This is a genomic window from Ornithinimicrobium ciconiae, assembly GCF_007197575.1.
Classification (GTDB): Bacteria; Actinomycetota; Actinomycetes; order Actinomycetales; family Dermatophilaceae; genus Ornithinicoccus; species Ornithinicoccus ciconiae.
The window spans coordinates 1,353,420-1,375,757 of sequence record NZ_CP041616.1; the positions used below are offsets into that span (position 1 = coordinate 1,353,420).

At 69.2% G+C, this 22,338-nt stretch carries 22 protein-coding genes; 17 read left to right on the forward strand and 5 right to left on the reverse strand.

Going from position 1 to position 22,338, the window contains the following annotated elements:
• Nucleotides 1-7 precede the first annotated feature (7 nt).
• The 3 genes from FNH13_RS06250 to FNH13_RS06260 are packed head-to-tail and all read right to left on the reverse strand — an operon-like array spanning nucleotide 8 to nucleotide 2,667.
• Entirely contained in the window at nucleotides 8-631 is a 624-nt protein-coding gene (locus FNH13_RS06250) for a DUF4129 domain-containing protein (RefSeq protein ID WP_165700034.1), read from the reverse strand.
• A 4-nt stretch (nucleotides 632-635) separates the two neighbouring features.
• Nucleotides 636-2,027 (reverse strand): hypothetical protein, encoded by a 1,392-nt coding sequence (locus FNH13_RS19215; RefSeq protein WP_143782670.1) that lies wholly within the window; start codon nucleotides 2,025-2,027, stop codon nucleotides 636-638.
• On the reverse strand, nucleotides 2,011-2,667 hold the full coding sequence (locus tag FNH13_RS06260; RefSeq protein WP_143782671.1) for a uridine kinase family protein: 657 nt from the start codon (nucleotides 2,665-2,667) through the stop codon (nucleotides 2,011-2,013). Before FNH13_RS06260 ends, FNH13_RS19215 begins: the two co-directional genes overlap by 17 nt.
• Nucleotides 2,668-2,707: 40 nt before the next feature.
• Here FNH13_RS06260 and FNH13_RS06265 point away from each other — a divergent pair, with 40 nt between their 5' ends.
• Complete coding sequence (locus FNH13_RS06265) at nucleotides 2,708-3,295, forward strand: hypothetical protein (RefSeq protein WP_143782672.1); 588 nt, start codon at nucleotides 2,708-2,710, stop codon at nucleotides 3,293-3,295.
• A 93-nt stretch (nucleotides 3,296-3,388) separates the two neighbouring features.
• On the opposite strand, the gene FNH13_RS06270 is transcribed toward FNH13_RS06265, so the two are convergent.
• Nucleotides 3,389-5,071: a phospho-sugar mutase gene (locus tag FNH13_RS06270; protein WP_143782673.1), complete on the reverse strand. Its 1,683-nt coding sequence runs from the start codon at nucleotides 5,069-5,071 to the stop codon at nucleotides 3,389-3,391.
• 2 nt (nucleotides 5,072-5,073) lie between these two features.
• Nucleotides 5,074-5,880 carry a purine-nucleoside phosphorylase gene (locus FNH13_RS06275; protein WP_143782674.1) on the reverse strand — a complete coding sequence of 269 codons (807 nt, stop codon included), beginning with the start codon at nucleotides 5,878-5,880 and terminating at the stop codon, nucleotides 5,074-5,076.
• 32 nt (nucleotides 5,881-5,912) lie between these two features.
• Between FNH13_RS06275 and FNH13_RS06280 the strand changes: the two genes are divergently transcribed.
• The 16 genes from FNH13_RS06280 (at nucleotide 5,913) to fgd (ending at nucleotide 22,306) form a co-directional block, all read left to right on the forward strand.
• Nucleotides 5,913-7,370, forward strand: a complete 1,458-nt coding sequence (locus tag FNH13_RS06280; protein ID WP_143782675.1) for an NAD(P)H-quinone dehydrogenase — start codon at nucleotides 5,913-5,915, stop codon at nucleotides 7,368-7,370.
• Between the two features lie 118 nt (nucleotides 7,371-7,488).
• Nucleotides 7,489-8,112, forward strand: a complete 624-nt coding sequence (locus FNH13_RS06285) for a TetR/AcrR family transcriptional regulator (protein WP_143782676.1) — start codon at nucleotides 7,489-7,491, stop codon at nucleotides 8,110-8,112.
• A 95-nt stretch (nucleotides 8,113-8,207) separates the two neighbouring features.
• On the forward strand, nucleotides 8,208-9,377 hold the full coding sequence (locus FNH13_RS06290; protein WP_143782677.1) for an ABC transporter substrate-binding protein: 1,170 nt from the start codon (nucleotides 8,208-8,210) through the stop codon (nucleotides 9,375-9,377).
• Complete coding sequence (locus FNH13_RS06295) at nucleotides 9,374-10,222, forward strand: branched-chain amino acid ABC transporter permease (protein ID WP_143782678.1); 849 nt, start codon at nucleotides 9,374-9,376, stop codon at nucleotides 10,220-10,222. The genes FNH13_RS06290 and FNH13_RS06295 overlap by 4 nt, the downstream gene beginning before the upstream one ends.
• On the forward strand, nucleotides 10,219-11,202 hold the full coding sequence (locus FNH13_RS06300; protein WP_143782679.1) for a branched-chain amino acid ABC transporter permease: 984 nt from the start codon (nucleotides 10,219-10,221) through the stop codon (nucleotides 11,200-11,202). The genes FNH13_RS06295 and FNH13_RS06300 overlap by 4 nt, the downstream gene beginning before the upstream one ends.
• Nucleotides 11,189-11,941, forward strand: coding sequence for an ABC transporter ATP-binding protein (locus FNH13_RS06305; RefSeq protein ID WP_143782680.1), 753 nt, complete (start codon nucleotides 11,189-11,191; stop codon nucleotides 11,939-11,941). Before FNH13_RS06300 ends, FNH13_RS06305 begins: the two co-directional genes overlap by 14 nt.
• Entirely contained in the window at nucleotides 11,916-12,650 is a 735-nt protein-coding gene (locus tag FNH13_RS06310) for an ABC transporter ATP-binding protein (RefSeq protein WP_202878877.1), read from the forward strand. The genes FNH13_RS06305 and FNH13_RS06310 overlap by 26 nt, the downstream gene beginning before the upstream one ends.
• Nucleotides 12,647-13,966, forward strand: coding sequence for an amidase (locus tag FNH13_RS06315; RefSeq protein ID WP_143782681.1), 1,320 nt, complete (start codon nucleotides 12,647-12,649; stop codon nucleotides 13,964-13,966). Before FNH13_RS06310 ends, FNH13_RS06315 begins: the two co-directional genes overlap by 4 nt.
• Before the next feature lie 104 nt (nucleotides 13,967-14,070).
• Nucleotides 14,071-15,657, forward strand: a complete 1,587-nt coding sequence (locus FNH13_RS06320; protein ID WP_143782682.1) for an AMP-binding protein — start codon at nucleotides 14,071-14,073, stop codon at nucleotides 15,655-15,657.
• Nucleotides 15,654-16,469 (forward strand): alpha/beta fold hydrolase, encoded by an 816-nt coding sequence (locus FNH13_RS06325; protein WP_143782683.1) that lies wholly within the window; start codon nucleotides 15,654-15,656, stop codon nucleotides 16,467-16,469. Before FNH13_RS06320 ends, FNH13_RS06325 begins: the two co-directional genes overlap by 4 nt.
• On the forward strand, nucleotides 16,466-17,473 hold the full coding sequence (locus FNH13_RS06330; RefSeq protein ID WP_143782684.1) for an LLM class flavin-dependent oxidoreductase: 1,008 nt from the start codon (nucleotides 16,466-16,468) through the stop codon (nucleotides 17,471-17,473). Before FNH13_RS06325 ends, FNH13_RS06330 begins: the two co-directional genes overlap by 4 nt.
• Before the next feature lie 30 nt (nucleotides 17,474-17,503).
• Nucleotides 17,504-18,262, forward strand: a complete 759-nt coding sequence (locus FNH13_RS06335; RefSeq protein WP_143782685.1) for an SDR family NAD(P)-dependent oxidoreductase — start codon at nucleotides 17,504-17,506, stop codon at nucleotides 18,260-18,262.
• Nucleotides 18,255-19,643 carry an amidase gene (locus FNH13_RS06340; protein WP_143782686.1) on the forward strand — a complete coding sequence of 463 codons (1,389 nt, stop codon included), beginning with the start codon at nucleotides 18,255-18,257 and terminating at the stop codon, nucleotides 19,641-19,643. Before FNH13_RS06335 ends, FNH13_RS06340 begins: the two co-directional genes overlap by 8 nt.
• Nucleotides 19,640-20,404: an enoyl-CoA hydratase/isomerase family protein gene (locus tag FNH13_RS06345; protein ID WP_165700035.1), complete on the forward strand. Its 765-nt coding sequence runs from the start codon at nucleotides 19,640-19,642 to the stop codon at nucleotides 20,402-20,404. The genes FNH13_RS06340 and FNH13_RS06345 overlap by 4 nt, the downstream gene beginning before the upstream one ends.
• A gap of 43 nt (nucleotides 20,405-20,447) precedes the next feature.
• On the forward strand, nucleotides 20,448-21,272 hold the full coding sequence (locus FNH13_RS19480; RefSeq protein WP_143782688.1) for a MaoC/PaaZ C-terminal domain-containing protein: 825 nt from the start codon (nucleotides 20,448-20,450) through the stop codon (nucleotides 21,270-21,272).
• Between the two features lie 29 nt (nucleotides 21,273-21,301).
• Complete coding sequence (gene fgd, locus FNH13_RS06355; RefSeq protein ID WP_143782689.1) at nucleotides 21,302-22,306, forward strand: glucose-6-phosphate dehydrogenase (coenzyme-F420); 1,005 nt, start codon at nucleotides 21,302-21,304, stop codon at nucleotides 22,304-22,306.
• The last annotated feature ends 32 nt before the right edge of the window (nucleotides 22,307-22,338 follow it).

Sequence of the window (22,338 nt, forward strand, 5' to 3'; positions counted from 1 at the left end):
CGGCGTCTCACCCGTTCATCCCGGCACGCAGTCTGGCCGGACGGGTCTTGGCCAGCACCCGGTCCAGCTCGCGCACCCGCTCCGCCTGCACCTGGGTCGCGTGCTGGTCGCCGTAGCAGACGGCGTCGAAGGCGTCCGCCGCCTCGAGCAGGTCGGCGGCGTGGTCCGGGAAGGGCGCGTGCAGACCGACGGCGATCTCCCGGGCTGTCGTGCCCGGCAGCTCATCGAGCAGGGCACGCTCGTCGACCCCCGCCGCGATCGCCCGGTAGGAGTCGAGCAGCACCCGGTCCCAGTCGCCGTTGCGGGCCGCGGCGCTCGCGCGCGCCCGGTAGTCCGCCGCCGTCAGGCCCACCTCGTCCAGGACGGGGCCGGTAGCGCGATCAGTGAGGCGACCGGTCCGGCGGGTGCCGCGGACCGCGAAGTAGATGCCGGCCACCAGGATGGTCAGCACCACGCCGAGCAGCAGGGTGGACAGCCCGTTGGAGCCAGGAATGATTTCGATCAGGCGGTTCAGCCGCTCCATCAGCCAGCCCAGGACCTTGGTGATCACCGACTCGGGACGGTTGTACTCCGGCTTCTGCAGCTCGTCCAGCAGCAACTCCCGGGCCTGGTCCCGGTCGGGGTCGAGCACGTCGTCAGGCCCGTCGTGCGGCGGCGCGCTCCTGCGCTGCGCGGAGCAGTCCGACATCCAGGCCCTCGCGGCGGATCCGCTGGTCCAGATAGAGCAGAGCGGTCACACCGGCGGTGAAGGGCGTGGTGATCGCGCCGATCAGGAAGGTGCTCACGTGGTCCAGGATCACCTGGAAGTAGTACTGGGCACCGAGGTCGTCGGAGACCAGACCGAAGATCGCGCCGAGCAGCGCTCCGAAGATCCCTCCGATGAGCGCCGCGAAGAGCCCGGCCACGATGGCGGCCAACAAGCTGATGCCCAGCACCCGCCAGGCCTGCTTGCCCTGCGTGAGTGCCCAGGAGCGCTTGATGCCCGTGATCGGCCCGGCCTTCTCCAGCACCACGGCTGCCGCCCCCAGGGACAGGCGCGCATAGAGCCACATCATCAACGGGATGAGACCGATCATGCTCAGGCCCATCAGGATCGCCCCGAGCGGACCGACGGCGACGGCCAGCAGGACGCCGAGCAGCAGCACGCCGAGCAGGACCGAAATGACGGCCAGGAAGGACAGGAGCGAGATGCCGACCAGCGCCAGGATGCGGCCCTTGACCGCGTCCCACGTCGCTGCGATGCCGACCCGGTCGCCGAGCGTCGCCTCACTGACGACATAGATGACAAAGCCGCTGAGCGTCAGGGTGGCGAGCGAGCTGACCAGACTCGGGATGATCGCTGCGACGGCGAGGGCGTCGAGCGTGCCGAGCCTGGGGAACAGGTCGGGGATGAACATCGAGAGCGCCAACGACGGCACCATGAGGACGCCGAGCACCAGCACGGCCATCCCGATCGTGGCCTCGGGGTTGCGGCGCATCGTCTTCAGGCTGCCCTCGAACATCTCGCCGAGCGTCAGTCTGCGCAGCGGGATCACCCCGGGCTGGTGCATCCGAGCGAGGTCCTCCGGGGGCAGGTTGTGCCACTGCGAGGGCTGTTGGCCATAGCCGGGCTGTTGACCGTAGCCGGGTTGCTGGCCGTAGCCGGGCTGTTGGCCGTAGCCGGGCTGGCCGTAGCCGGGTTGCTGGCCATAGGTGGGTTGGCCGTAGCCGGGTTGCTGGCCATAGGTGGGCTGGCCATAGCCGGGTTGCTGGCCATAGGTGGGCTGGCCATAGCCGGGTTGCTGACCAGAGGTGGGCTGGCCATAGCCGGGGGGCTGACCGGCTCCGGACGTTGGCACGCCCTGAGTCGGCGGAGGCGCCGGAAACGCGGTGGTGGGGTCCTGGACCGGGTGCGCCTGGGTGAGGTCGGCTGAGTCCTCCTCCACCTCACCGGAGGGGGACTCAGAGGAGGATCCGACATACCGTCCCGGCTGCCAGTAGGACTCATCGTCCCCGGTGTCGGGAGCCTGATCAGGTGGTTGCCCCACGTCGTCGCCCCTCCTGCTCGTCGTTGTGACCCAGGCGCGGGACCCGAGCCTCCGCTTCCCGGGCAGTCATCGGCTCGGCCCCGAGTGCCTCCTGGGCCCTGACGATACCTGGCTCCAGACGGTGCAGGGCCAGGCCGCGTCGCACCAGGGTCAGCGGCGGCTTGCGACGCTCGGCGAGATCCCGCACGAGGCGGCGGGCGAAGGTCTTCCAGGGACGGTTGCGGATGCACCAGGCCTCGGCGAGCAGTCCGCGCTCGGCGAGCCCCGCGATCGTGTCGGCAGCAAAAATGCCCTCGGCGATCACGATGGGATGCCCACCCAGTTCCAGGCGCTGCGTGCCCGTTGCTCGCGAGGTCGCGATGTCATAGACCGGCACCTCCGCAGTGCCCGTGCGGATCAGCGTCTCCAGCGCGCCCAGGGCGTCGTCGAGGCGCCAGGAACGCGCATCGTCCCAGTCGGGCAGCCCGGCCTGCGGGCTCATCGGCAGCGAGGGGTCGTCACCGTTGCGGTAGAAGTCGTCCAGCTGCACGACCGGCCAGCCATGGGCGGCGTGCAGGCGGCGCGCCAGACGGGACTTGCCAGCGCCGCTGGGGCCGGCAAGCACCAGCACCCGCGCGGCAGGGGCAGGGTCGGCGGTCATGGGCGCTGAGTTTACGGCCCCGGCCTACACTTGCCGCACCATGGCCGCCGAGACCACGACCTACCGCACCCTGCCCTCCCGTGTGACCGGATGGACCATCCTGATCGCCACGAGCGGACTCGCCGTCGCCATCGGGATGATGGAGGCGGCCAGCGGCAACAACCCGATCACGCCCGCGGCCTTCCTGGCCGTTGTCGCCGCAGTCGTCTGGATCGTCCTGCTGCGTCCGGCGGTGCGGGTCAGCGACGACCGGGTCCAGATGAGCAACCTGGTCACTGACATCGAGGTGCCGTATTCCCGGCTCAAGGCGGCGGAGCACCAGTGGGCTTTGGAGATCATTGACAACGCCGGGACCAAGCACAGTTCGTGGGCGATCCCGGTGCGCCGTGAACTCCGTCCGCGTAGGGACATCGACAGCTATGCCGAGGCAACCACGAAGGGCAAGACGGCCGAGGGCAACAACGCCGAGGTCATCTCCGGTCGGGTCCAGCAGATGGTGCAACGGTGGAAGCTGGCCGGTGGTCACGCCGAGCCCGGCCTCGGCGTGAGCCCGACCTGGTCCTGGACGGCGATCGTGCCGCTCGCCGCGGCGGTCGCTTTCCTGGTGGTCGTGCTCCTGCTCGGTTGACCGGGCGTACGAAACCCCTCGCACAAGGCGTGAGTGACCTACGAAACCCCTCGGACAAGGCGTGAGCGACCTACCAAACCCCTCCGAAAATGGTTAGGCCCGGGTCAGTTCCTCCATGGTGGCGCGGACCGCCGCAAGGCGACGGGTCGCCTCAGCGCGGGCGCCGTCCAGGTCGGCGCCCGCGACAGGCACGATCGCCTCGAGATAGACCTTGAGCTTGGGCTCGGTGCCGCTCGGGCGGGCGATGATCCGGGTGTCGTCCGCGAGTAGATAACGCAGCCCCTCGGTCGGCGGCAGGCCACCGTCGCCCAGGGCAAGGTCATCGACCGTGGCGACCGGCACCCCGCCGATCTCGGTCGGAGGCTGTGCCCGCAGCCGCTGCATGATGGTCGCGATCAGGGACAGGTCGGTCACCCGCACCGAGAAGGCGTCCGTCTGGTGCACCCCGTGCTCGCGTGCGAGATCGTCGAGCAGGTCCAGCAGGGTGCGTCCCTGCTGCTTCAGCGTGGCCGCCAGTTCGGCGACCAGCAGGGCGGCGGTGATCCCGTCCTTGTCCGGGACGGTGGCCGGGTCGACGCAGTAGCCCAGCGCCTCCTCGTAACCGAAACGCAGACCCGGCACCCGGCCGATCCATTTGAACCCGGTCAGCGTCTCCTGCGCGGGCAGCCCCGCGGCCCGCGCCATCGCCCCCAGCAGCCGGGAGGACACGATCGAGCGGGCCAGCACGGTGTGCTCCCCCGCGGGATCGACGCCTCGGGTGATGATGTGCTGTCCGAGCAGCGCGCCGACCTCGTCACCGCGCAGCATGCGCCACCCCTGTTGGTCCTCGACTGCCACGGCGCAGCGGTCGGCGTCCGGGTCGTTGGCCAGCACGATGTCCGGGCGTACCCGCTCAGCCTGCGCCAGTGCAGCGTCGATGGCCCCGGGCTCCTCAGGGTTGGGGAAGGACACCGTCGGGAACTCCGGGTCCGGTGCCGACTGGGTCAGCACGGCCTGTGGCTCCGGAAAGCCCGCAGCCGTGAAGGCCGCCAGCACGGTGTCGGAACCCACCCCGTGCAGGGCGGTGTGCACCACGGACAGGTCCCGGGGAGAGTCCGGGGCGACGACGGCGACGGCGCTGGTCAGATAGGCCTCGAGCAGCCGGTCGTCCAGCGTCTCCCACCCGCTGGAGGCCAAGGGCACGCTCGCGGCGGAGGTCACCGCCGCGATGTGGGCCGCGATGTCGGCATCGGCCGGAGGCACGATCTGGGAGCCGTCACCGAGATAGACCTTGTAACCGTTGTCCTGGGGAGGGTTGTGGCTCGCGGTGACCATCACCCCCGCATCGGCGCCGAGGTGACCGATGGCGAAGGCCAGCACCGGCGTCGGCAGCGGCCGCGGCAGCACCAGGGCCCGCCCACCCGCCGCCGTCACGACGGCGGCGGTGTCGCGGGCGAAGACGTCGGAGTTGTGGCGGGCGTCGAATCCGATGACCACCGTCGGCTCCGGGTCGACCTGTTCCTTCAGGTATGCCGTGAGGCCGGCTGCCGTGCGGATCACGACGACGCGGTTCATCCGGTGTGGACCGGCCCCCAGGGCACCGCGCAGCCCGGCTGTGCCGAACTCCAGGAGGCCGCTGAACCGGTCCGCCAGGTCCGCCTCGGCGTGCTCCGCGGCGTCCGGGTCGCCGCTGCGGGCGGCGTCCAGGACCGTGGTCAGCTCGGCTCGGGTCTGCGGGTCCGGGTCGTCGGCGAGCCACGCCTCGGCGAGGGCGATGAGGTCGGTGGGGGTCGGCATACTCAGATCCTCGCCACGATCTGGGAGAGCAGCTCACCGCATCGCTGAGCCGCCGCCTGGCCCGCCTCGAGGACCTCCTCGTGGGACAGCGCGGTCTCGCTGATCCCGGCTGCCGCGTTGGTGACCAGCGACACGCCGAGGACGTCCATGCCGGCCTCGCGGGCCGCGATCGCCTCGAGGGTGGTGGACATGCCCACCAGGTCGCCGCCGAGGATCTTGGCCATCTGGACCTCAGCCGGTGTCTCATAGTGAGGACCCCGGAACTGGACGTAGACCCCCTCGTCGAGGCTCGGGTCCACCTCACGGGCCAGGTCGCGCAGGCGCGGGGTGTAGAGATCGGTGAGATCGACGAAGTTGGCGCCCTCGATGGGGGACTCGCCCGTGAGGTTGATGTGGTCCCGGATCAGCACGGGAGTGCCCGGGGCCCAGTCGGGGTTGAGGCCGCCACACCCGTTGGTCAGCACGATCGTCTGGCAACCGGCGGCGGCGGCCGTCCGCACCGCGTGCACGACCGCGCGGACGCCGCGGCCCTCGTAGAAGTGGGTCCGGGTGCCGAAGACCAGGGCCCGCTTGCCGCTGCCCGAGACGGCGACGGAGCGCATGGTGCCTGTGTGACCGGCCACGGCGGCGCCGGTGAAACCCGGGACGACGGTGTTCTCCACGGTTGCGACCGTCTCGCCGATGAGGTCGGCGGTCGGGCCCCAGCCCGATCCGAGGACCAGGGCGATGTCATGGGTGGCGGCGTCGGTGCGCTCGGCGATGACGGTGGCCGCAGCGCGCGCGACCTCGGCAGAGGATTCGGTGATCACGGGGGCAGCGTACCGATGGTTGGATAGGACGCGTGAGTGCACACGAGAAGTCAGTTGTCATCGTCGGGGGCGGACCGGGTGGTTATGAGGCCGCTTTGCCAGCCGCACACCTGGGCGCCAAGGTCACCGTGGTCGAGCGGGAGGGCCTCGGCGGTGCGGCGGTGCTGACGGACTGCGTGCCGAGCAAGGCACTGATCGCCACCGCCGACTTCATGGACCGGTTCAGCGCGGCCGAGCGCATCGGCGTCCACTTCGAGGACGCGCCCAGTGACCAGGGCGTCACCGCTCACCTCAGCGAGATCAACACCCGGATCATGAACCTGGCCGCGGCACAGAGTCAGGACATCCGCGACAAGCTGGTGACCGCCGGTGTCGAGGTGATCAAGGGGGCCGGGCACATCGTCGGCCCGGGCGTCGTCGAGGTCGCCACCGGCGTGCCGAGCGTGGAGTCGGGAGAGGAGCCGGCCCCGTCCTCGCAGGAGCGTGCCGGGGCGACCCGGGAACTGACTGCCGACGTGATCCTGATCGCGACCGGGGCCCGGCCACGGGTGCTGGACTCCGCCATCCCCGACGGGGAGCGGATCCTGACGTGGCAGCAGATCTATGCGCTGCCGGACCTGCCCGAGCACCTCATCGTCATCGGCTCCGGTGTCACCGGTGCCGAGCTCGCCCACGCCTATCTGGGACTGGGCTGCCGGGTGACCCTGGTGTCCTCGCGCGAACGCGTGCTGCCGGGGGAGGACCAGGACGCCGCCACGGTGCTGGAGGAGGTCTTCCGCAGCCGTGGCATGGAGGTGCTCAACCGCTCACGTGCCGGCGGTGTGGTCCGGGACGGTGACTCGGTCGTGGTCAGTCTGGAGGACGGCCGAGAGGTGCGTGGCTCCCACGCGCTGCTGGCGGTGGGGTCCATCCCGAACACCCAGGACATGGGCCTGGAGGAGGCCGGGGTGACGCTGTCGGACTCCGGCCACATCGTGGTGGACCGGGTCTCCCGGACCTCGGTGCCGGGCATCTATGCGTCCGGTGACTGCACCGGAGTGCTGCCGTTGGCGTCGGTCGCGGCGATGCAGGGGCGCATCGCCATCGCCCATGCCCTGGGTGACGCCGTCGCGCCGCTGAACCTGGGCCGGGTCAGCTCCAACATCTTCACCGATCCGGAGATCGCCACGGTCGGTGTCTCCCAGGCCGACGTGGACTCCGGCAAGGTCGACGCGCGCTCCGTCATGCTGCCGCTGACCGGCAACCCACGGGCCAAGATGCAGAACACCAAGCACGGGTTCGTCAAGATCTTTGCGCGCAACGGCAGTGACACCATCCTCGGCGGGGTGGTGGTGGCTCCGCGCGCCTCGGAGCTGATCTTCCCGCTGACGCTGGCCGTCGCCAACCGGCTGAACGTTGACCAGTTCGCCTCGACCTTCACGGTCTATCCGTCGATGTCCGGCTCGATCGCCGAGGCCGCTCGCCAGCTGCACACCACGCTGGGGGGCTGACGCTGGAGGACAGAGGCTGGGGGCGCTGACGTGCGACGCGACGCGAGGCCGATGAGCGAGGCCCGTGTCGCTTTAGGCTAGGATCACGGCACCGAACCGCGAAACACAGGGGAGTGAGATGTCGGCCAAGCCCACGACGCCCAAGGGGCTGCGCACGCGACAGTCGATCGTTGAGGCTGGGCGGACGGTCTTCGACCGGGACGGTTTCGTCAATGCCCGGATGGGGGACATCGCCGAGCAGGCGGGCCTGTCCATGGGCGGGCTCTACCGCTACTTCGCCAACAAGGATGACGTCTTCGAAGCCGTCATCGCCGACGTCCACGAGGACCTCTTCCGGGCGAGCGTCTCGCGTGACCACGACTTCGTGACGGAGCCCTTTGAGGCTCTGCTCCAGGCCAACCGAGGCTATCTGCAGGTCTACTACGACTATCGCGACGTCATGCGTGCCTTTATGGAGGCGGCGCACGTTGACCGACGATTCCGCGACTTCTGGTGGTCGATGCGCACCCGACACATCGACCGCTTCCTCCGTGTGCTGGAGAAGTCCGGGACGACCGGCGCCGGTGCCTCCGCCGCGGAGTCGCGGCTGGTGGCGGAGTCGCTGGCCTGCATGGTCGAGCAGTCGGCCTATGTCTGGTTTGCGCAGGATGAGCTGCACGGAGCAGGGGTCGACGTGGACGAGGCAGCACACGTGGTGACCCGTATCTGGCACCGATCCTTCTTCCAAAACATGGAGCCGTAACAAAAAAGCGACATCACTCTCTTGACTTTAGGCGCCGGGCCAGCAACCATCGATCCAGACCGGGCCAACGACGGCCATGTCCGGAGAGGGATTCGATGGCACTACTTCGCTCTTATGCGGCCCCCCTGGCGGCCGTTGCGGTCCTGGTGACCGCAGGTTGTGCGACGGGGGAGGCGGGGGCCACCAGCGGGCCCAGTGACGAGATCACGATCGGTGTGATCGCTCCGTTCAGCGGGTTCTCCGCCAACTACGGCCCAGAGGCTCAGGCCGGGGTCGAGCTGGCGCTAGAGGAGGCCGGTTACTCGGCCGGCGGCGCGACGCTGGACGTGGTCTTCGTGGACGAGGACGTGCTGGACCCGTCGCAGACCCTCGAGCGCGTCAAGAAGGCCGTGGAGGGAGACGGGGCCGATGTCCTGATCGGCCCGGTGTTCGGTTCCAGCCAGCAGGCCGTCGCGCCCTACCTGTCCCAGCGCAAGCTGCCGATGTTCTCCTTCCTGGGCGGACAGTCCTCACTGGCGGGGGAGCGCAGCGGCTTCATCTGGCCCGCCCCTGACGACCAGACCGCCCGCCCCCTGGGCACCTATGCGGGTGAGGACCTGGGCTACGACACCATCGCGACTCTCGGGCCCGACTACGCCTACGGCCACGACACCATGAACGGTGCGGCCGAGGCCTTTGAGGCCACTGGCGGCACGGTCGTGCAGCAGCAGTGGGTGCCCCTCGGGACCACCGACATGCTGCAGTACGCCACCTCACTGGACCGGGATGTCGACGCCCTGGTCATGTGGCTCGTGCCCACGGACGCTGCGGCATTCGTGCGCGAGTACCGCAACCTGGGCATCGACGTACCGCTGCTGATGTTCCAGGGTGTCTTTGACCCGACCTACCAGGAGATCGGTTCTCAACTGGTGGGCACGATCGGTCTCAACGAGTACAACCCCCTGCTGGACTATCCGGAGAACCAGGCCTTCGTCGCCGCCTACGAGGCCGAGGTCGGCGGTGTGCCGAACCAGACGACCGCCTTCGCGTACACCGCCACCGAGTTCGTGGTCCAGGGCCTCACGAACAGCGGCACCGATCCCTCCGTCGACGCGCTGCGCGAGGCCCTGGCCGGCCACGAGTTCGACACGGTCATCGGCCCGGCCCGGTTTGATGCCGACGGCATTGCCAGTTCCAACCGGGTGGTGGTGCGCGCCGCGGAGGCTGACGGCGCCTACATCTGGGAGCCCCTGAAGACCTACGAGAGTGTGGGGGCGGACCGATGATGCAGGTCGTTGCCAACGGGGTCGCGCTCGGCGCGATCCTCTTCCTGATGGCCGCCGGGCTATCACTGCTTCTCGGTGCCATGGGCGTGCTGAATCTCGCCCACGGTGCGGTGTACATGATCGGTGCCTACGTCACCTGGATGCTCACCGTCGACCAGGGGCTCTCGTTGGTGCTCGCCGTGCTCGCCGCGGGCGCGGTCTGCGGTGTCGTCGGCCTCGGGCTGGAGCGGCTGTTCCGCATCATTCCGGGTAAGCCGAACGAGCAGATCCTGCTGTCCTTCGGCCTCATCTATGTCCTGGCCAATGTTGCCCAGTGGATCTGGGGACCGGTGGCTAAGGCACCCTTCCAGGTCTCCTGGCTCGAGGGGGCTCTCACCATCGGCAACGTCTCGATCCCCACGGCCAGGCTGGCGATCGCCGCCGTCGGCTTCGCCCTCGCCGTGCTCCTCTGGGTGGTGCAGGACCGCACCCGCGTCGGGGCCATCGTCCGAGCGGGCATGGACGATGCCGAGATGACCCGCAGTCTCGGGATCAACCTGGACCGGGTCGTCGTGGCCGTCTTTGTCCTGGGTTCGGCGGTCGCCGGCATCGCCGGAGGAATGGGTGGACTCGTCCTCGGCGCCAGCTCCAGCCAACCGATGGACGTGTTGCTGCTCGCCCTCGTCGTCGTGGTGGTGGGCGGTGTGGGCTCCGTGCCCGGGACCCTTGTCGCCGCGGTCGTGATCGGGCTACTCGACGCCTTCTCCCGCCACCAGTTCCCGGAGATGGCCTCCGTCGTGCTGTACCTGCTGATGGCGCTCGTTCTCATGATTCGACCGTCCGGCCTGAGCGGGAGGACCGCATGAACACCGTCAAGAACCTGCTCCCGGCACGGCTGCCCTTCCTGGCGCTAGCCGCTGTCGTGCTGGCCTTCCTGCTGCCCTTCATGATCTCCAGCCAGATGGAGAGCCTGCTGACCCGGGCGCTCATCTTCGCGGTCATGGCGGCCAGCCTCGATCTCGCCTACGGACAGGCCGGGCTCATCTCGCTGGGGCATGCCGCTCTCGCCGGGGTGGGCGGCTACACCGCAGGCCTGCTCATGGTGCAGGGAGGCATCGACTCCTTCTGGATCGGGATGCTCGCCGCCGGCGCCGCAGCAGCGGTCGCCTCGCTCATCTTCGCGCTGATCTCGCTGCGGACGAAGGGTCTGTACTTCATCCTCGTTACCCTCGCCCTCGGGCAGGGAATGGCCAATCTGGCCCAGCAGTGGGACGTGCTCAAGACCGGTGGGGCCGAGGCTGTCGTCGGTATCATGTGGCCCTCGCTGGGATTCGGCGAGGAGTGGAACCCCGGCACCTTCTACCAGTTCGTCCTGGTGGTGTGTGTCGTGGCCATGTGGATCATCCTGCGGATCGGCGGCTCGCCGCTCGGACTCGCGATGCGCGGCACCCGCGACAACGACGAGCGGATGCAGGCCCTGGGCTACAACACCTATCGCTACCGGGTCGCGGCCCTGGTCGTGTCGGGCACGCTGACCGGCATGGCCGGAGCCCTGTTCGCTTATCACAGCGGACTCATCGCACCCAGCAATATCGGGCTGGAGACTTCCGGTCTGCTGGTCCTCATGGTCATCATCGGCGGCACCGGTACCCGCTACGGCCCGGCGCTCGGTGGGATCTTCGTGGTTCTGCTGGAGTTCTACGCGACAGAGGTGTCGCAGGCCCGTGCTCCACTCCTCATCGGGCTCCTGTTCATCGTCACCGCACTCACCTTCCACCGGCGCGCGGCGTTGGCGGCATGGGTGCGCCGAGTCACTCGAAGGAGTCCCCAGCATGGCCTTACTTGAGGTTGAGTCCGTCGTCCGCAGCTATGGCGGCGTGCGAGCGGTCGACGACGTCTCCGTCCAGATCGACGCCGGTGAGTGGGTGGCCGTTATCGGCCCTAACGGCGCCGGCAAGAGCACGCTGTTCAACTTGCTGGGCGGTCAGGTCAAGCCCAACTCGGGGACCGTCCGGCTGGCCGGCCGGAACATCAACCGGCTGGAACCGCACGCCCGCTATGGGCTCGGTGTTGCTCGCTCCTTCCAGATCAGCAGCCTCTTTCCCGATCTGACGGTGCGTGAGCACCTGACGCTGGCGTGCCGCGAGAAGCACCGCTGGAACCTGGCCCGCACCTGGCGGGGCGACCGGGAGCTGCAGGCCCGGGTCGACGAGATGCTCGACCTGTGGGGTCTGGACCGCGACCGTGACCACGCCCTGCCGGCGCTGCTGTCCTACGGAGAGCAACGCCGCCTCGAGCTCGCTCTGGCCGTGGCCTCGAAACCACGGCTGCTGCTGCTGGACGAGCCCAACGTCGGGCTCACGGCCGCAGAGTGCGACGACCTGCTGGCGCGGTTGCGGGCCCTGGGTCCCGACCCGGCCGTTGTCTTCGTCGCGCACGACATGGACATGGTGCTCGGGTGGGCCACCCGGATCCTGGTGATGCACCAGGGAGGACTCCTGGCGGACGGACCGCCGGAGGAGATCGCGAACAACCCGTTCGTGGAGGAGGTGTATCTCGGTGCCACAGGAACAACCACTGCTTGAGCTCGACAACGTCGAGGGCGGATACGACACGGTGACCGTGCTGCACGGTGTCTCAATGTCCGTCTCGGCAGGGTCGGTCACGGCCCTGCTCGGTCGCAATGGCATGGGCAAGACCACCACGATCCGGGCGATCATGGGCCTGCTGCCCCAGACCTCCGGAGCTATCCGGCTGGCCGGGCAGGACATCACCCACCTCCCCTCCCACCGGCGGGCACGCCTCGGGATCGGGCTGGTGCCCGAGGCGCGTCAGGCGTTCCGCTCACTGACGGTGAAGGAGCACCTGGAGATGGCCTACCGACCGGCCGCCAATGGCTCACCAGGCTGGAACACCGCGCGGCTGATGGATCTGTTCCCCGTCCTGCGGCGCCGATCGGGCGCGATGGGTAACAAGCTCAGCGGCGGCGAGCAGCAGCTCCTGGTGATCGCACGGGCACTGAGCACCAACCCGCAGCTGCTGCTGCTGGACGAGCCGACGGAAGGACTGGCGCCAGCGGTGGTGCAGGAGGTCGGTGACCTCGTGCGCCGACTGCTCGTGGAGGAGGACGCTCCCGCGGTGCTCCTGGTTGAGCAGAACCTGCGCTTCGCCCTGCAGGTGGCCGACCGGGCCGTCGTGCTCGTCAAGGGTGATGTCGCCTTCGACGGCACGGCCGCGGCGCTGGCCGAAGACGTCGAGCGGCAGCAGCAACTGATCGGATTGGGTGTCGGATGACCATGTTCACCTCACTTACGCAAGCCCGCTCAGCACTCCACGAGGGCCGCACCTCCGCGGTCGAGCTCCTGGACACCGCCCTGGCCGAGATGGAGCACTGGGAACCACAGATCCACGCCATGGTGACCCAGACCCCGGAACTGGCCCGGGCGGCGGCGCAGGACGCAGACCGCCGGCTGGCCGCCGGAGACCGAGGCGACCTGCTCGGCATACCCATCGTGCTCAAGGACCTGGTCGACGTAGCAGGGGTGCCGACCACGGCCGGGAGCAGGGTCCTGGCCGACAATATGGCCACCAGCGATGCCGTGGTGTGGCAGCGACTGCGGGCGGCCGGGGCCGTCCTGCTCGGCAAGGCCAACACCCACGAGTTCGCCTATGGCGGCACCTCTGAGCCGACCCGTCACCCAGCCGACACCTCCAGGATGGTCGGTGGCTCCTCGGGCGGCCCGGCGGCTGCGCTGGCCGCCGGCTACTGTCTGGGAGCGGTCGGGACCGACACGGCCGGCTCGATCCGCAACCCCGCGGGACTGTGCGGGGTGGCCGGCCTGAAGCCCTCGCGAGGCCTGGTGGACCCCACCGGTGTGATCCCGCTGTCGCCCACCCTGGACGTGGTGGGCCCGATGGCCCGACGTGTCGCTGACCTGGACCCGCTGCTGTCGGTGATGTCCGGCCAGCCAGCCACCGGGGATCCTGCCCCGCGGACGCCGGAGGGACTGTGCGTCGGGCTGCTCTCGCTCGGTCCGATGGATGACCAGGTCCTGCGTGGCCTGTCCGCCACGCAGGAGGTGCTGGCAACGGGGGGAGCCACGGTCGAGGGGCTGGAGCTGCCGGGTTGCACCGAGTCGGTCTATGACGACTTCCTGATCATCGGTTTCGAGGCCGTGCAGTATCACCGCCGGTGGGCAGACCGCCGCGACGACTACACGCCCTATGTGCGGTCGCGACTGGAGGACGCGGAGACCACGAGCGAGACGGACTACCAGGCCGCGCTGGAGCGTGCCCGACAGTTGCGGACCGCGATCGACCAGGCTCTGGGACAGTTTGACGTCCTCCTGCTGCCCGGTGTCCCGTTCACCGCACCGCCCGCTTATGACGACCAGGTCGAGGTCGCGGGTCAGCCGGAGGACCGGGACACGGCGCTGTGCCGCAATATGGCGCTCGCCAACCTCACCGGCCACCCGGTGCTGGCCCTGCCGGCACCTGCGGACGGTGGGCTGCCGGTCGGGACCCAACTGCTCGGCGGCCTCGGCTCGGATCGAGACCTGATCCGACTGGGCGGGTGGATCGAGTCCGCCTTTGGCTCCGCACTCGACTAGGAAAAGAAAAAGCGACATCACTGTCTTGACTTCTGGTCAGTGATGCGCGAGCATCGTTCTCATGCGGTCGTGACGACCGGTGAGAGCGGTGCGGAGAGGTGACGATGGCGGACCAACTGAAGGCGGCCAACCTGGTCCCGGAGGACCGGGCAGAGCGCTACCGGTCCCAGGGCTGGTGGCCCGGGGAGAGCCTGCTGGAGCGCTTCCGAGGCCATGTCGCCTCCGGTCCGGACCAGGTCTCCGTCACCGACAGCTATGGCACCAGCCTCACCCGTCGACAGCTCTGGGAGCGCGCCGAGAGCCTGAGCGAGCAGTTGCGCGAGCGCGGGGTGGTCCCCGGTGACGTCGTGGTTGTCTACCTGCCCAACAGTGTCCTGTGGCAGGCCGCCTTGCTGGCCTGCCTGCAGCTCGCGGCGGTCCCGGCCACCCTGCCGGTGACCACTGACCAGAGTGCCTTGGCTGTCAACTGCCGGGCGGTCGGCACCCGCGCCATCGTGACGATCGCCGACCACCACGGTTACCGCCTGGGTGAGGTCGCTGCCGAGGCCGCCCGCGAGGCCGGCTTGCGCTGCGAGATCCTGATCGTGGACGACGACCAGCAGGACTGGGTCAGCGTCGACGGTCCCACCAGCGACGTTGTCCGTCCCGTGGACCTGGACCACCTGATGTTCACCTCGAGCACCACCGGCTCCTCCAAGGCGGTGATGCACACGGCTGACACCCTCGCGGCGGTCAACATCGGGTTTGCGGAGCGCTTCGGCATCACTGAGGACACCCCGATCTTCATGCCCTCTCCGCTCGGCCACAGCGTCGGCGCCTGGCACGGTGGCCGGTTGTCGTTGTTCACCGGTGCCCACCTGGTCCTGCAGGACCGCTGGCACCCCCGGATCGCGCTGGAACTGGTTGACGAGCACCGTTGCGAGTTCACTGCTGCGGCCACGCCGTTCCTCAAGGACCTGGTCGAGGCGCCCTGGGACGGACCCAAGTTCGCCACGATGCGCAACTTCCTCTGCGGCGGTGCGGCGGTGCCGGAGTCCCTCATGGAGCGGGCCGCCACCGAGCTGGCCCACACCTTCGTCACGGTCCTCTGGGGGATGACCGAGGGAGGGGTGACGACCTGCCTGCCCGACAGCACCCTGGAGCAGCGGGCGGCCACCTGCGGCGTGGGGCTGCCGGGGCTGGAGCTGGCCACTGTCGACCCGGACGGGACCCTCAACCCTGAGGGGGGCGAGCTGGTCATGCGCGGGCCGGGTGTCTTCGTCGGATATCTGGGTCAGGAGCAGCTGTATGCCGACAGCCTCACCGAGGACGGGTACTTCCGCACCGGTGACCTGGCCACGGTCGACGAGGCCGGCTTCCTGCGGCTGACGGGACGGCTCAAGGACCTGATCGTGCGCGGAGGAGTGAACATCTCCCCGGTCCGGACCGAGAACGCTCTCGCCGCCCACCCGGGCGTCCGCAGCGTCGCGGTGATCGGGATCCCGGACGACCGGCTGGGGGAGCGGATCTGCGCCGTGATCACCCCGCAGGGTCCGGCGCCGACGCTGGCGGAACTGGTGGCCTTTCTCACGGACGCCGGGCTGCCCAGGCGGTTGATGCCCGAGAGTCTCGTGGTCCGCGACGACATGCCCACGACAGCGGCCGGCAAGATCCGCAAGGTTGACGTCAGGAAGTTGGTGGTCCACCCATGAGTTCGGCACGCACAGACCGCACCGTCGAGGTCGGCGACCTCTCGGTGGCCTACAGCGAGGCAGGGGAGGGGCGCCCGGTGGTGCTCGTCCACGGGCTCGCCGAGGACCGGAGCACGTGGGCTGTCCAGCAGCGTGAGCTGACGGGATGGCGCACCTATGCCTACGACCTGCGGGGCCTCGGCGACACGAGCCTGGGCTCTGCCGACGGCACGCTCGACCAGCTGGTGGCCGATCTGGTCGGCTTTGTCGAGACGGTGACCGGACCGGCGGTACTGGTCGGGTTCTCGCTCGGGGGCACCCTGGTGCTCCGGGCTGCCGCCGACCGGCCCGACCTGGTCACCCGCGCGGTGGTGCTCGGCACCTCTAGCGTCGTCGGCAGGACCGCGGCAGCCTTCTACGGCGAGCGCATCGCCCTCATGGAGTCCGGCAGCGCGCAGGAGCGCGCCGCGGCGCTGCATGAGGACACCGCACCGGCCATCGTGACAGCCACCGACCGTCTGGATGAGGTTGTGGCCGCACGCGTCAGGGCTGTCGGCGAGGGTGGCGGCTATGTCAACGCCGCCAGCGCCATGGCCTCCATCAACCAGAGTCCACTCACCCCCCGCCTCGGCGAGATCCGGTGCCCCGTCGACGTCGTCGGCGCCAGTGATGACTCCTTCTGCCCGCGCAAGGCCGCCGACATCATGGTCGCGGCCCTTCCGGACAGCACCTACCACGAGGTCCCGGCCGCCGGGCACCTCATGAACGTCGACAACCCGGACGGTGTCACCGCCGTCCTGCGATCAATCCTCGAAGGGACGGACCAGACATGAACAGATGGGGACTCTCCATGGGCGTGAGCCCGCGTGAGCCGCTGACCAACGTGAGCGGACTCGCCACGGCCGCGGAGGAGCGCGGCTTCGAGGCGATGTGGTTCATCGACTTCCAGCTCGGCATGAAGGACGTCTACGCCGCGATGAACATCGCTGCGCTGGCGACCAAGGAGATGCACATCGGCTCGGCGGTCACCAACCTGGTGACCCGTCACCCCACGGTGACTGCGAACGCCACGATCGCCCTGGACGAGCTCACCGGCGGTCACGCCATGCTCGGCCTGGGTGCCGGCTGGTCGGCCGTCTACGGCGCCGGCGGCAAGCCGTCCAAGCTCGCCGAGCTGCGCTCCTCGATCGATGAGTTCCAGCAGCTTTTCACCGGTGAGGAGGTCGAGCTCTACGGCACCAAGGTCAAGATGGCCACCGCCACGCAGCAGATCCCGATCTACATGGCTGTCTCCCAGCCGGGCATGCTGCGGCTGGCGGGGGAGAAGTGCGACGGAGCCATCCTCATGGGGGCCGCCGACCCCGAGTTCTGCCGCTGGCAGCTCGACTACATCTATGAGGGTCTGGAGAAGGCCGGCCGCAAGCGCGAGGACCTGGTCATCGACCTGCTGGTGACGATGAGCGTGGACGACGACGAGGAGAAGGCGCTGAGCGACGTGCGCGCGTGGGCCACCAGCCAGGCCGCGACCTTCGACGTGTGGAAGCACATGCCCCCGGCGTGGGAGCGCTTCCGTCCCGAGTTCTCGGCGGCCAAGGAGGGTTACCACCTGGTCGACCACCTGTCCCGGCACGCGGGGCACAAGAAGGTCGTCTCCGACGAGTTCGTCCGCTCGGTCGCGCTGGCCGGCACCGAGGCGCAGTGCATCGAGCGGTTGAAGGAGCTGGCAGCCCTGGATATCGACCGCATCACCTTCGCCCTGCTGTCTGGTGGCCGGATGCGGCGCATGGAGCAGCTGGCGGACCGGATCATCCCTGCCGTCACCAACCAGCCGGCCTGACAACCTCACCCCCCTCAGAAGGAGCCCGTCATGGGAGACCGCAAAGTTGCACTCGTCACCGCCGCCGCCGGTGCTGGCATCGGCGCCGCCATCAGCGAGCGTCTGGCCGCCGATGGTTTTGACGTCGTCATCACCGATGCCCACGAGCGGCGCTGCCACGAGATGGCAGTCAAGCTCCAGGAGGAGCACAAGCGGCCGTTCCTCGCGATGCCCCTGGACGTCACCGATCCCGCGGCGGTCGAGCAGGCCGTCAACGCGGCCGCGGAGCACCACGGGCGCCTCGACGTCCTGGTCAACAATGCCGGCTGGAGCAAGATCGAGCCCGTCGCGGAGATGTCCCTGGAGACGTGGCAGCGCTGCCTGGACGTCGACCTCACCGGCACCTTCCTGGCCATGCGCTACGCGCTGCCGCACATGATCAAGGCCGGCTCCGGCAATGTCGTGAACATCAGCTCGATCTCGGCCTTCGAGACCTCCACCGAGCACGGCGCGGCCTACTCCGCAGCCAAGGCCGGTGTCCTGGCCCTGACCCGAGTGGCGGCTGCCGAGAACGGTCAGCACGGCATCCGGGTCAACGCCATCACCCCGGGCCTGATCTACAACGACTTCCTGCGCAAGATCTATCCCGAGGAGTTCTTCGCCGGCTATGCCGAGAACCGTTCCCTCGTGGGGCGGGTCGGGCGTCCCGAGGACGTCTCGGGCCTGGTGTCCTTCCTGGTCGGGGAGGACTCCGGCTACATCACCGGGGAGGTCTACGGCGTCAGCGGTGGGGTGGCACCACATGCCTGATCCAAGCCTGGTGACCCGTCCGGTCGCCGACCTGGTCGCAGGATTCCGTCGCGGCGACTTCAGCCCCGTCGAGGTGGCTGAGGAAGCGCTGTCCAGGATCGAGGCGCACGACGAGAGCCTGCACGCCTTCGTCGAGGTGACCCGCGACCTGGCCCTCGGCCAGGCACGTGAGGCAGCAGACCGGTATACCGCCGGCGACGACGCCCCCCTGCTGGGGGTCCCGGTCTCGGTCAAGGACGCCTTCCACGTTGCGGGCCTCCGCACCACGATCGGCTCACGGGTCTATGAGAACCACATCTCCAAGGCGGACTCGGGCGTCGTGCACCGGCTCCGCGGTGCCGGAGCGGTCTTCACCGGCAAGACCAACACCGCTGAGTTCGGGCAGTCCGCCACCACGGACAACCTCCTCGGCCCGGACACCGGCAACCCCTGGGACCCCCAGCGGACCCCCGGTGGCTCCAGCGGTGGTGCAGCCGCCTCCGTCGCGGCCGGCTTCTCGACCCTGGCGGTGGGCTCTGACGGCGGTGGCTCGATCCGGATCCCGGCCACGTTCACCGGCCTGTTCGGTTTCAAGCCCGGCATTGGTGAGTGCCCGGACGAACGGGGCTTCCGGGGGATGAGTGACTTCGTCTGCCCGGGGCCGCTGGCTCGTCGGGTCGCCGATGCCCGGGTGATGCTGGGGGTGCTCACCGACACCTCGCTGTCCCGCGGACTCACCCCGAAGGGACTTCGGGTGGCCTACTGCCCCCGGCCAGAGGGACGACCCGTCGACCCGGGTGTGGCGACTGCAGTGGCTGCTGCTGCCCAGGCGCTTTCGGCCCTTGGACACCACGTCGAGGAGGTCGACCTGCCGCTGGCCGGCTGGGACGACATCTTCGGTCCGCTGGTCCTCGAGGACGAGCACCGGGAGCGGGGCCACCTGTTGCAGCTGGCGCCGGACCTGTTGACCCGCTATGAGCGGTCCTCGCTGCGGGCCGCCGTGGACCTCGACCCGGCGGTGGTGGCCGAGGCCAGGCGCGCGCTACCCGGCTATCGTCAGCGCATCTCCGCGCTCTTTGACACCTACGATGTGCTGCTCACGCCCACGACGGCTACCCCGGCTTTTCCGCTGGGGGATCGGCCTCGCACCATCGACGGCGAGGCGGTGAGCTACCTGTGGGGAGCCTTCCCGTTCGCAGCGCCGTTCAATGTCGCCGGGACTCCCGCGGCGTCCGTGCCGTGCGGCATGGTCGACGGGCTGCCGGTCGGTGCTCAGCTGGTGGCTGCCCGAGGGGCCCACGCGTTGCTGCTCGACCTGTGCGAGGACCTCGAGACGGCACTGGAGTTTGACCAGCGCCCGGTGCTAGTGCGGTGGTCCGCGCAGGAGGTGCAGACCACGTGACGAGTGAGCTGCGGGTCGAGGAGTTCGACGGGGTGGTCACGGTCAGCATCGACCGTCCAAACCGGCGCAACGCCCTGAGCAGGTCAGCCCTGCGTGACCTCGCAGAGGTCCTGGGCGGGGATGTGACCCGCGGCGCCAGCGGTGTGATCCTGACCGGGACAGCGGGCCACTTCAGCGCGGGAGCCGACTTCGCGGACCTCACGGGCACCGTGGAGGATGTGGGGTTCGACGACGATGTCGCCGCTGCTGTCACCGCCATCCAGCACTGCCCCCGTCCGGTCGTCGCAGCCCTGCACGGGGCGTGTCTCGGAGCCGGTGCCGATCTTGCGCTCGCGTGCAATGTCCGGATCGCCGACAGCACGACATACCTGCAGGTGCCCGCGACGCGCCTGGGGATTCTGTATAACCCCTCCGCGGTCCTGCGGATGCGCAGGAGCCTGCCGGCAGACACCGTGGCGCGACTCTTCCTGCTGGGGGAGCGGTTCGACGCAGACTCGGCGCAGAGCGCCGGTCTCGTCTCCGTGGTGGTGGCCGCGGGGACCGCCGTCGAGCAGGCCCAGGCGATGCTGGCGCCCCTCAGCATCGGCGGCCGGGATGCCACCGCCGCGACGAAGGCGCTGTTGGCCGACCCGGACGCCGGCCATCGGGCGGAGCACTGGGAGGCGGTCCGCCGCGAGCTGCTCGGGTCAGACGCACGCCGCCGGGCCGTCGAGCAGGCCCACGCACGCCACACAACGCACGAAGGACAGGGAACAGAGTGACAACCACGTACCTGGTGATCCGCCACATGAACGGAGCATTCTCATGACGACGCTGACGCTGGCTGAATTGGCCGGACAGTCCCTGGGGGAGTCCACGGTGGGCTACCGCGACACCGACACCATGCTCTACGCGATCGCCGTCGGTGCCGCCCCGGATGACCTGGACCTGGTCTACGAGCTTGACCTGCGCGCGCTGCCCACCATGGCCTGCGGATTCGGGCTCTGGGCCGTCGAGGCCACCGGTCGGCTTGGGGCCTACGACCCGCACCGTTCCCTGCACGCCGCCCAGCGTCTGGTGGTCCACCAGCCCCTGCCGACGGCCGGGGAGATCGTCATGTCGGGACGCGTCGAGGCGGCCTGGGACAAGGGCGAGGGCAAGGCCAGCGTCGTGGAGATCGAGGTGACCAGCGACTACTTCACCGCGGGCTACAGCATCTTCCTGCCAGGCACCGGTGGGTGGGGCGGCGAGCGGGGTCCGTCCTCCCCCAGAGGTGAGGCTCCGGCATACAGCTCCTCCGGTGAGGTCGAGACGACGGCCAGCCAGGCGGTGCTGTATCGCCTGACCGGGGATCGGCACCCCATCCACGTCGATCCCGAGGTGGCCCGTGCCAACGGCTTTGACCGGCCGATCCTGCACGGATTGTGCACCCTGGGGGCCGCAGCGCGTGAGACGGCCGTCCTCAGTGGCGCCCACCCGGCCGACCTCACCAGCCTCGAGGCCAGACTGGCCGCGCCCGTGCTGCCAGGTGACACGGTCCGTGTCGAGGCGACCGAGGCCGACAGTGCACGGAAGGTCTCCTTCGGCGCGTTCGTCGAGGACCGTGCCGTCATCAGCGCCGGGACCGCCACCTTCGGCGCCGTGAAGTGAACTGAACGCAAACTACGGAAAGGTCTGGCGTGGGGATTCGAATCGGATACAAGGCGTCCGCGGAGCAGTTCGCACCGCGTGAGCTGGTGGAGTTCTCGGTGCGCGCCGAGGAGCTCGGCCTGGACAGCGTGACGGTCAGTGACCACTTCCTGCCCTGGCGGCAGCGCGGCGGGCACGCGCCCTTCTCCCTGGCCTGGATGGCTGCGGTGGGGGAGCGGACTGAACGGATCCAGCTCGGCACGAGCGTGCTCACCCCGACCTTCCGGTACAACCCTGCCGTGATCGCGCAGGCGTTCGCCACGATGTCGCTACTGACCGAGGGGCGAGTTTTTCTGGGCGTGGGCACCGGGGAGGCACTGAACGAGGTCGCGGTCTCGGGGCGTGAGTGGCCCGAGTTCAAGGAGAGATTTGGCCGGTTGCGGGAGTCGGTGCGTTTGATGCGGGCCCTGTGGACCGAGTCTGACGTTTCCTTCGAGGGCGACTATTACCAGACCGTCGGTGCCTCCATCTTCGACCGTCCCGAGCAGCCGGTGCCGGTGTATGTCGCCGCTGGCGGCCCAGTCGTGGCGAAGTATGCGGGGCGGGTCGGCGACGGGATGATCTGCACCAGCGGCAAGGGCATGGAGCTCTACACCGACAAGTTGTTGCCTGCGGTGGCCGAAGGCCTGGCCGCGGCGGACCGGACCGACGAGGGCTATGACCGGATGCTGGAGGTCAAGCTGTCCTACGACCGTGACCCGGATCGCGCCCTGGAGAACTGCCGTTTCTGGGCGCCGCTGTCACTCACTGCAGAGCAGAAGCACTCGGTGGACAACCCGACCGAGATGGAACGGCTGGCCGATGAGCTGCCGATCGAGCAGGTCGCCCGGAGGTGGATCGTCGCCTCTGACCCGGAGGAGGCCATGCGCCAGCTCAGTCCTTACCTCGAGGCTGGCTTCACCCACCTCGTCTTTCACGGACCGGGCGGGGACCAGGAACGCTTCCTGACCCAGGTCACCGAGGATCTCGTGCCGCGGCTGCGAGAGCTGGCCTGACACACAGGACCTGCGTCCCTGAGCCACCGGGA

Coding starts and splice junctions, on each gene's coding strand:
- FNH13_RS06260 (WP_143782671.1), bottom strand. CDS start 2,667: ATGACCGCCGACCCTGCCCCTGCCGCGCGGGTGCTGGTGCTTGCCGGC.
- FNH13_RS06265 (WP_143782672.1), top strand. CDS start 2,708: ATGGCCGCCGAGACCACGACCTACCGCACCCTGCCCTCCCGTGTGACC.
- FNH13_RS06270 (WP_143782673.1), bottom strand. CDS start 5,071: ATGCCGACCCCCACCGACCTCATCGCCCTCGCCGAGGCGTGGCTCGCC.
- FNH13_RS06285 (WP_143782676.1), top strand. CDS start 7,489: ATGTCGGCCAAGCCCACGACGCCCAAGGGGCTGCGCACGCGACAGTCG.
- FNH13_RS06290 (WP_143782677.1), top strand. CDS start 8,208: ATGGCACTACTTCGCTCTTATGCGGCCCCCCTGGCGGCCGTTGCGGTC.
- FNH13_RS06295 (WP_143782678.1), top strand. CDS start 9,374: ATGATGCAGGTCGTTGCCAACGGGGTCGCGCTCGGCGCGATCCTCTTC.
- FNH13_RS06300 (WP_143782679.1), top strand. CDS start 10,219: ATGAACACCGTCAAGAACCTGCTCCCGGCACGGCTGCCCTTCCTGGCG.
- FNH13_RS06305 (WP_143782680.1), top strand. CDS start 11,189: ATGGCCTTACTTGAGGTTGAGTCCGTCGTCCGCAGCTATGGCGGCGTG.
- FNH13_RS06315 (WP_143782681.1), top strand. CDS start 12,647: ATGACCATGTTCACCTCACTTACGCAAGCCCGCTCAGCACTCCACGAG.
- FNH13_RS06320 (WP_143782682.1), top strand. CDS start 14,071: ATGGCGGACCAACTGAAGGCGGCCAACCTGGTCCCGGAGGACCGGGCA.
- FNH13_RS06325 (WP_143782683.1), top strand. CDS start 15,654: ATGAGTTCGGCACGCACAGACCGCACCGTCGAGGTCGGCGACCTCTCG.
- FNH13_RS06330 (WP_143782684.1), top strand. CDS start 16,466: ATGAACAGATGGGGACTCTCCATGGGCGTGAGCCCGCGTGAGCCGCTG.
- FNH13_RS06335 (WP_143782685.1), top strand. CDS start 17,504: ATGGGAGACCGCAAAGTTGCACTCGTCACCGCCGCCGCCGGTGCTGGC.
- FNH13_RS06340 (WP_143782686.1), top strand. CDS start 18,255: ATGCCTGATCCAAGCCTGGTGACCCGTCCGGTCGCCGACCTGGTCGCA.
- FNH13_RS19480 (WP_143782688.1), top strand. CDS start 20,448: ATGACGACGCTGACGCTGGCTGAATTGGCCGGACAGTCCCTGGGGGAG.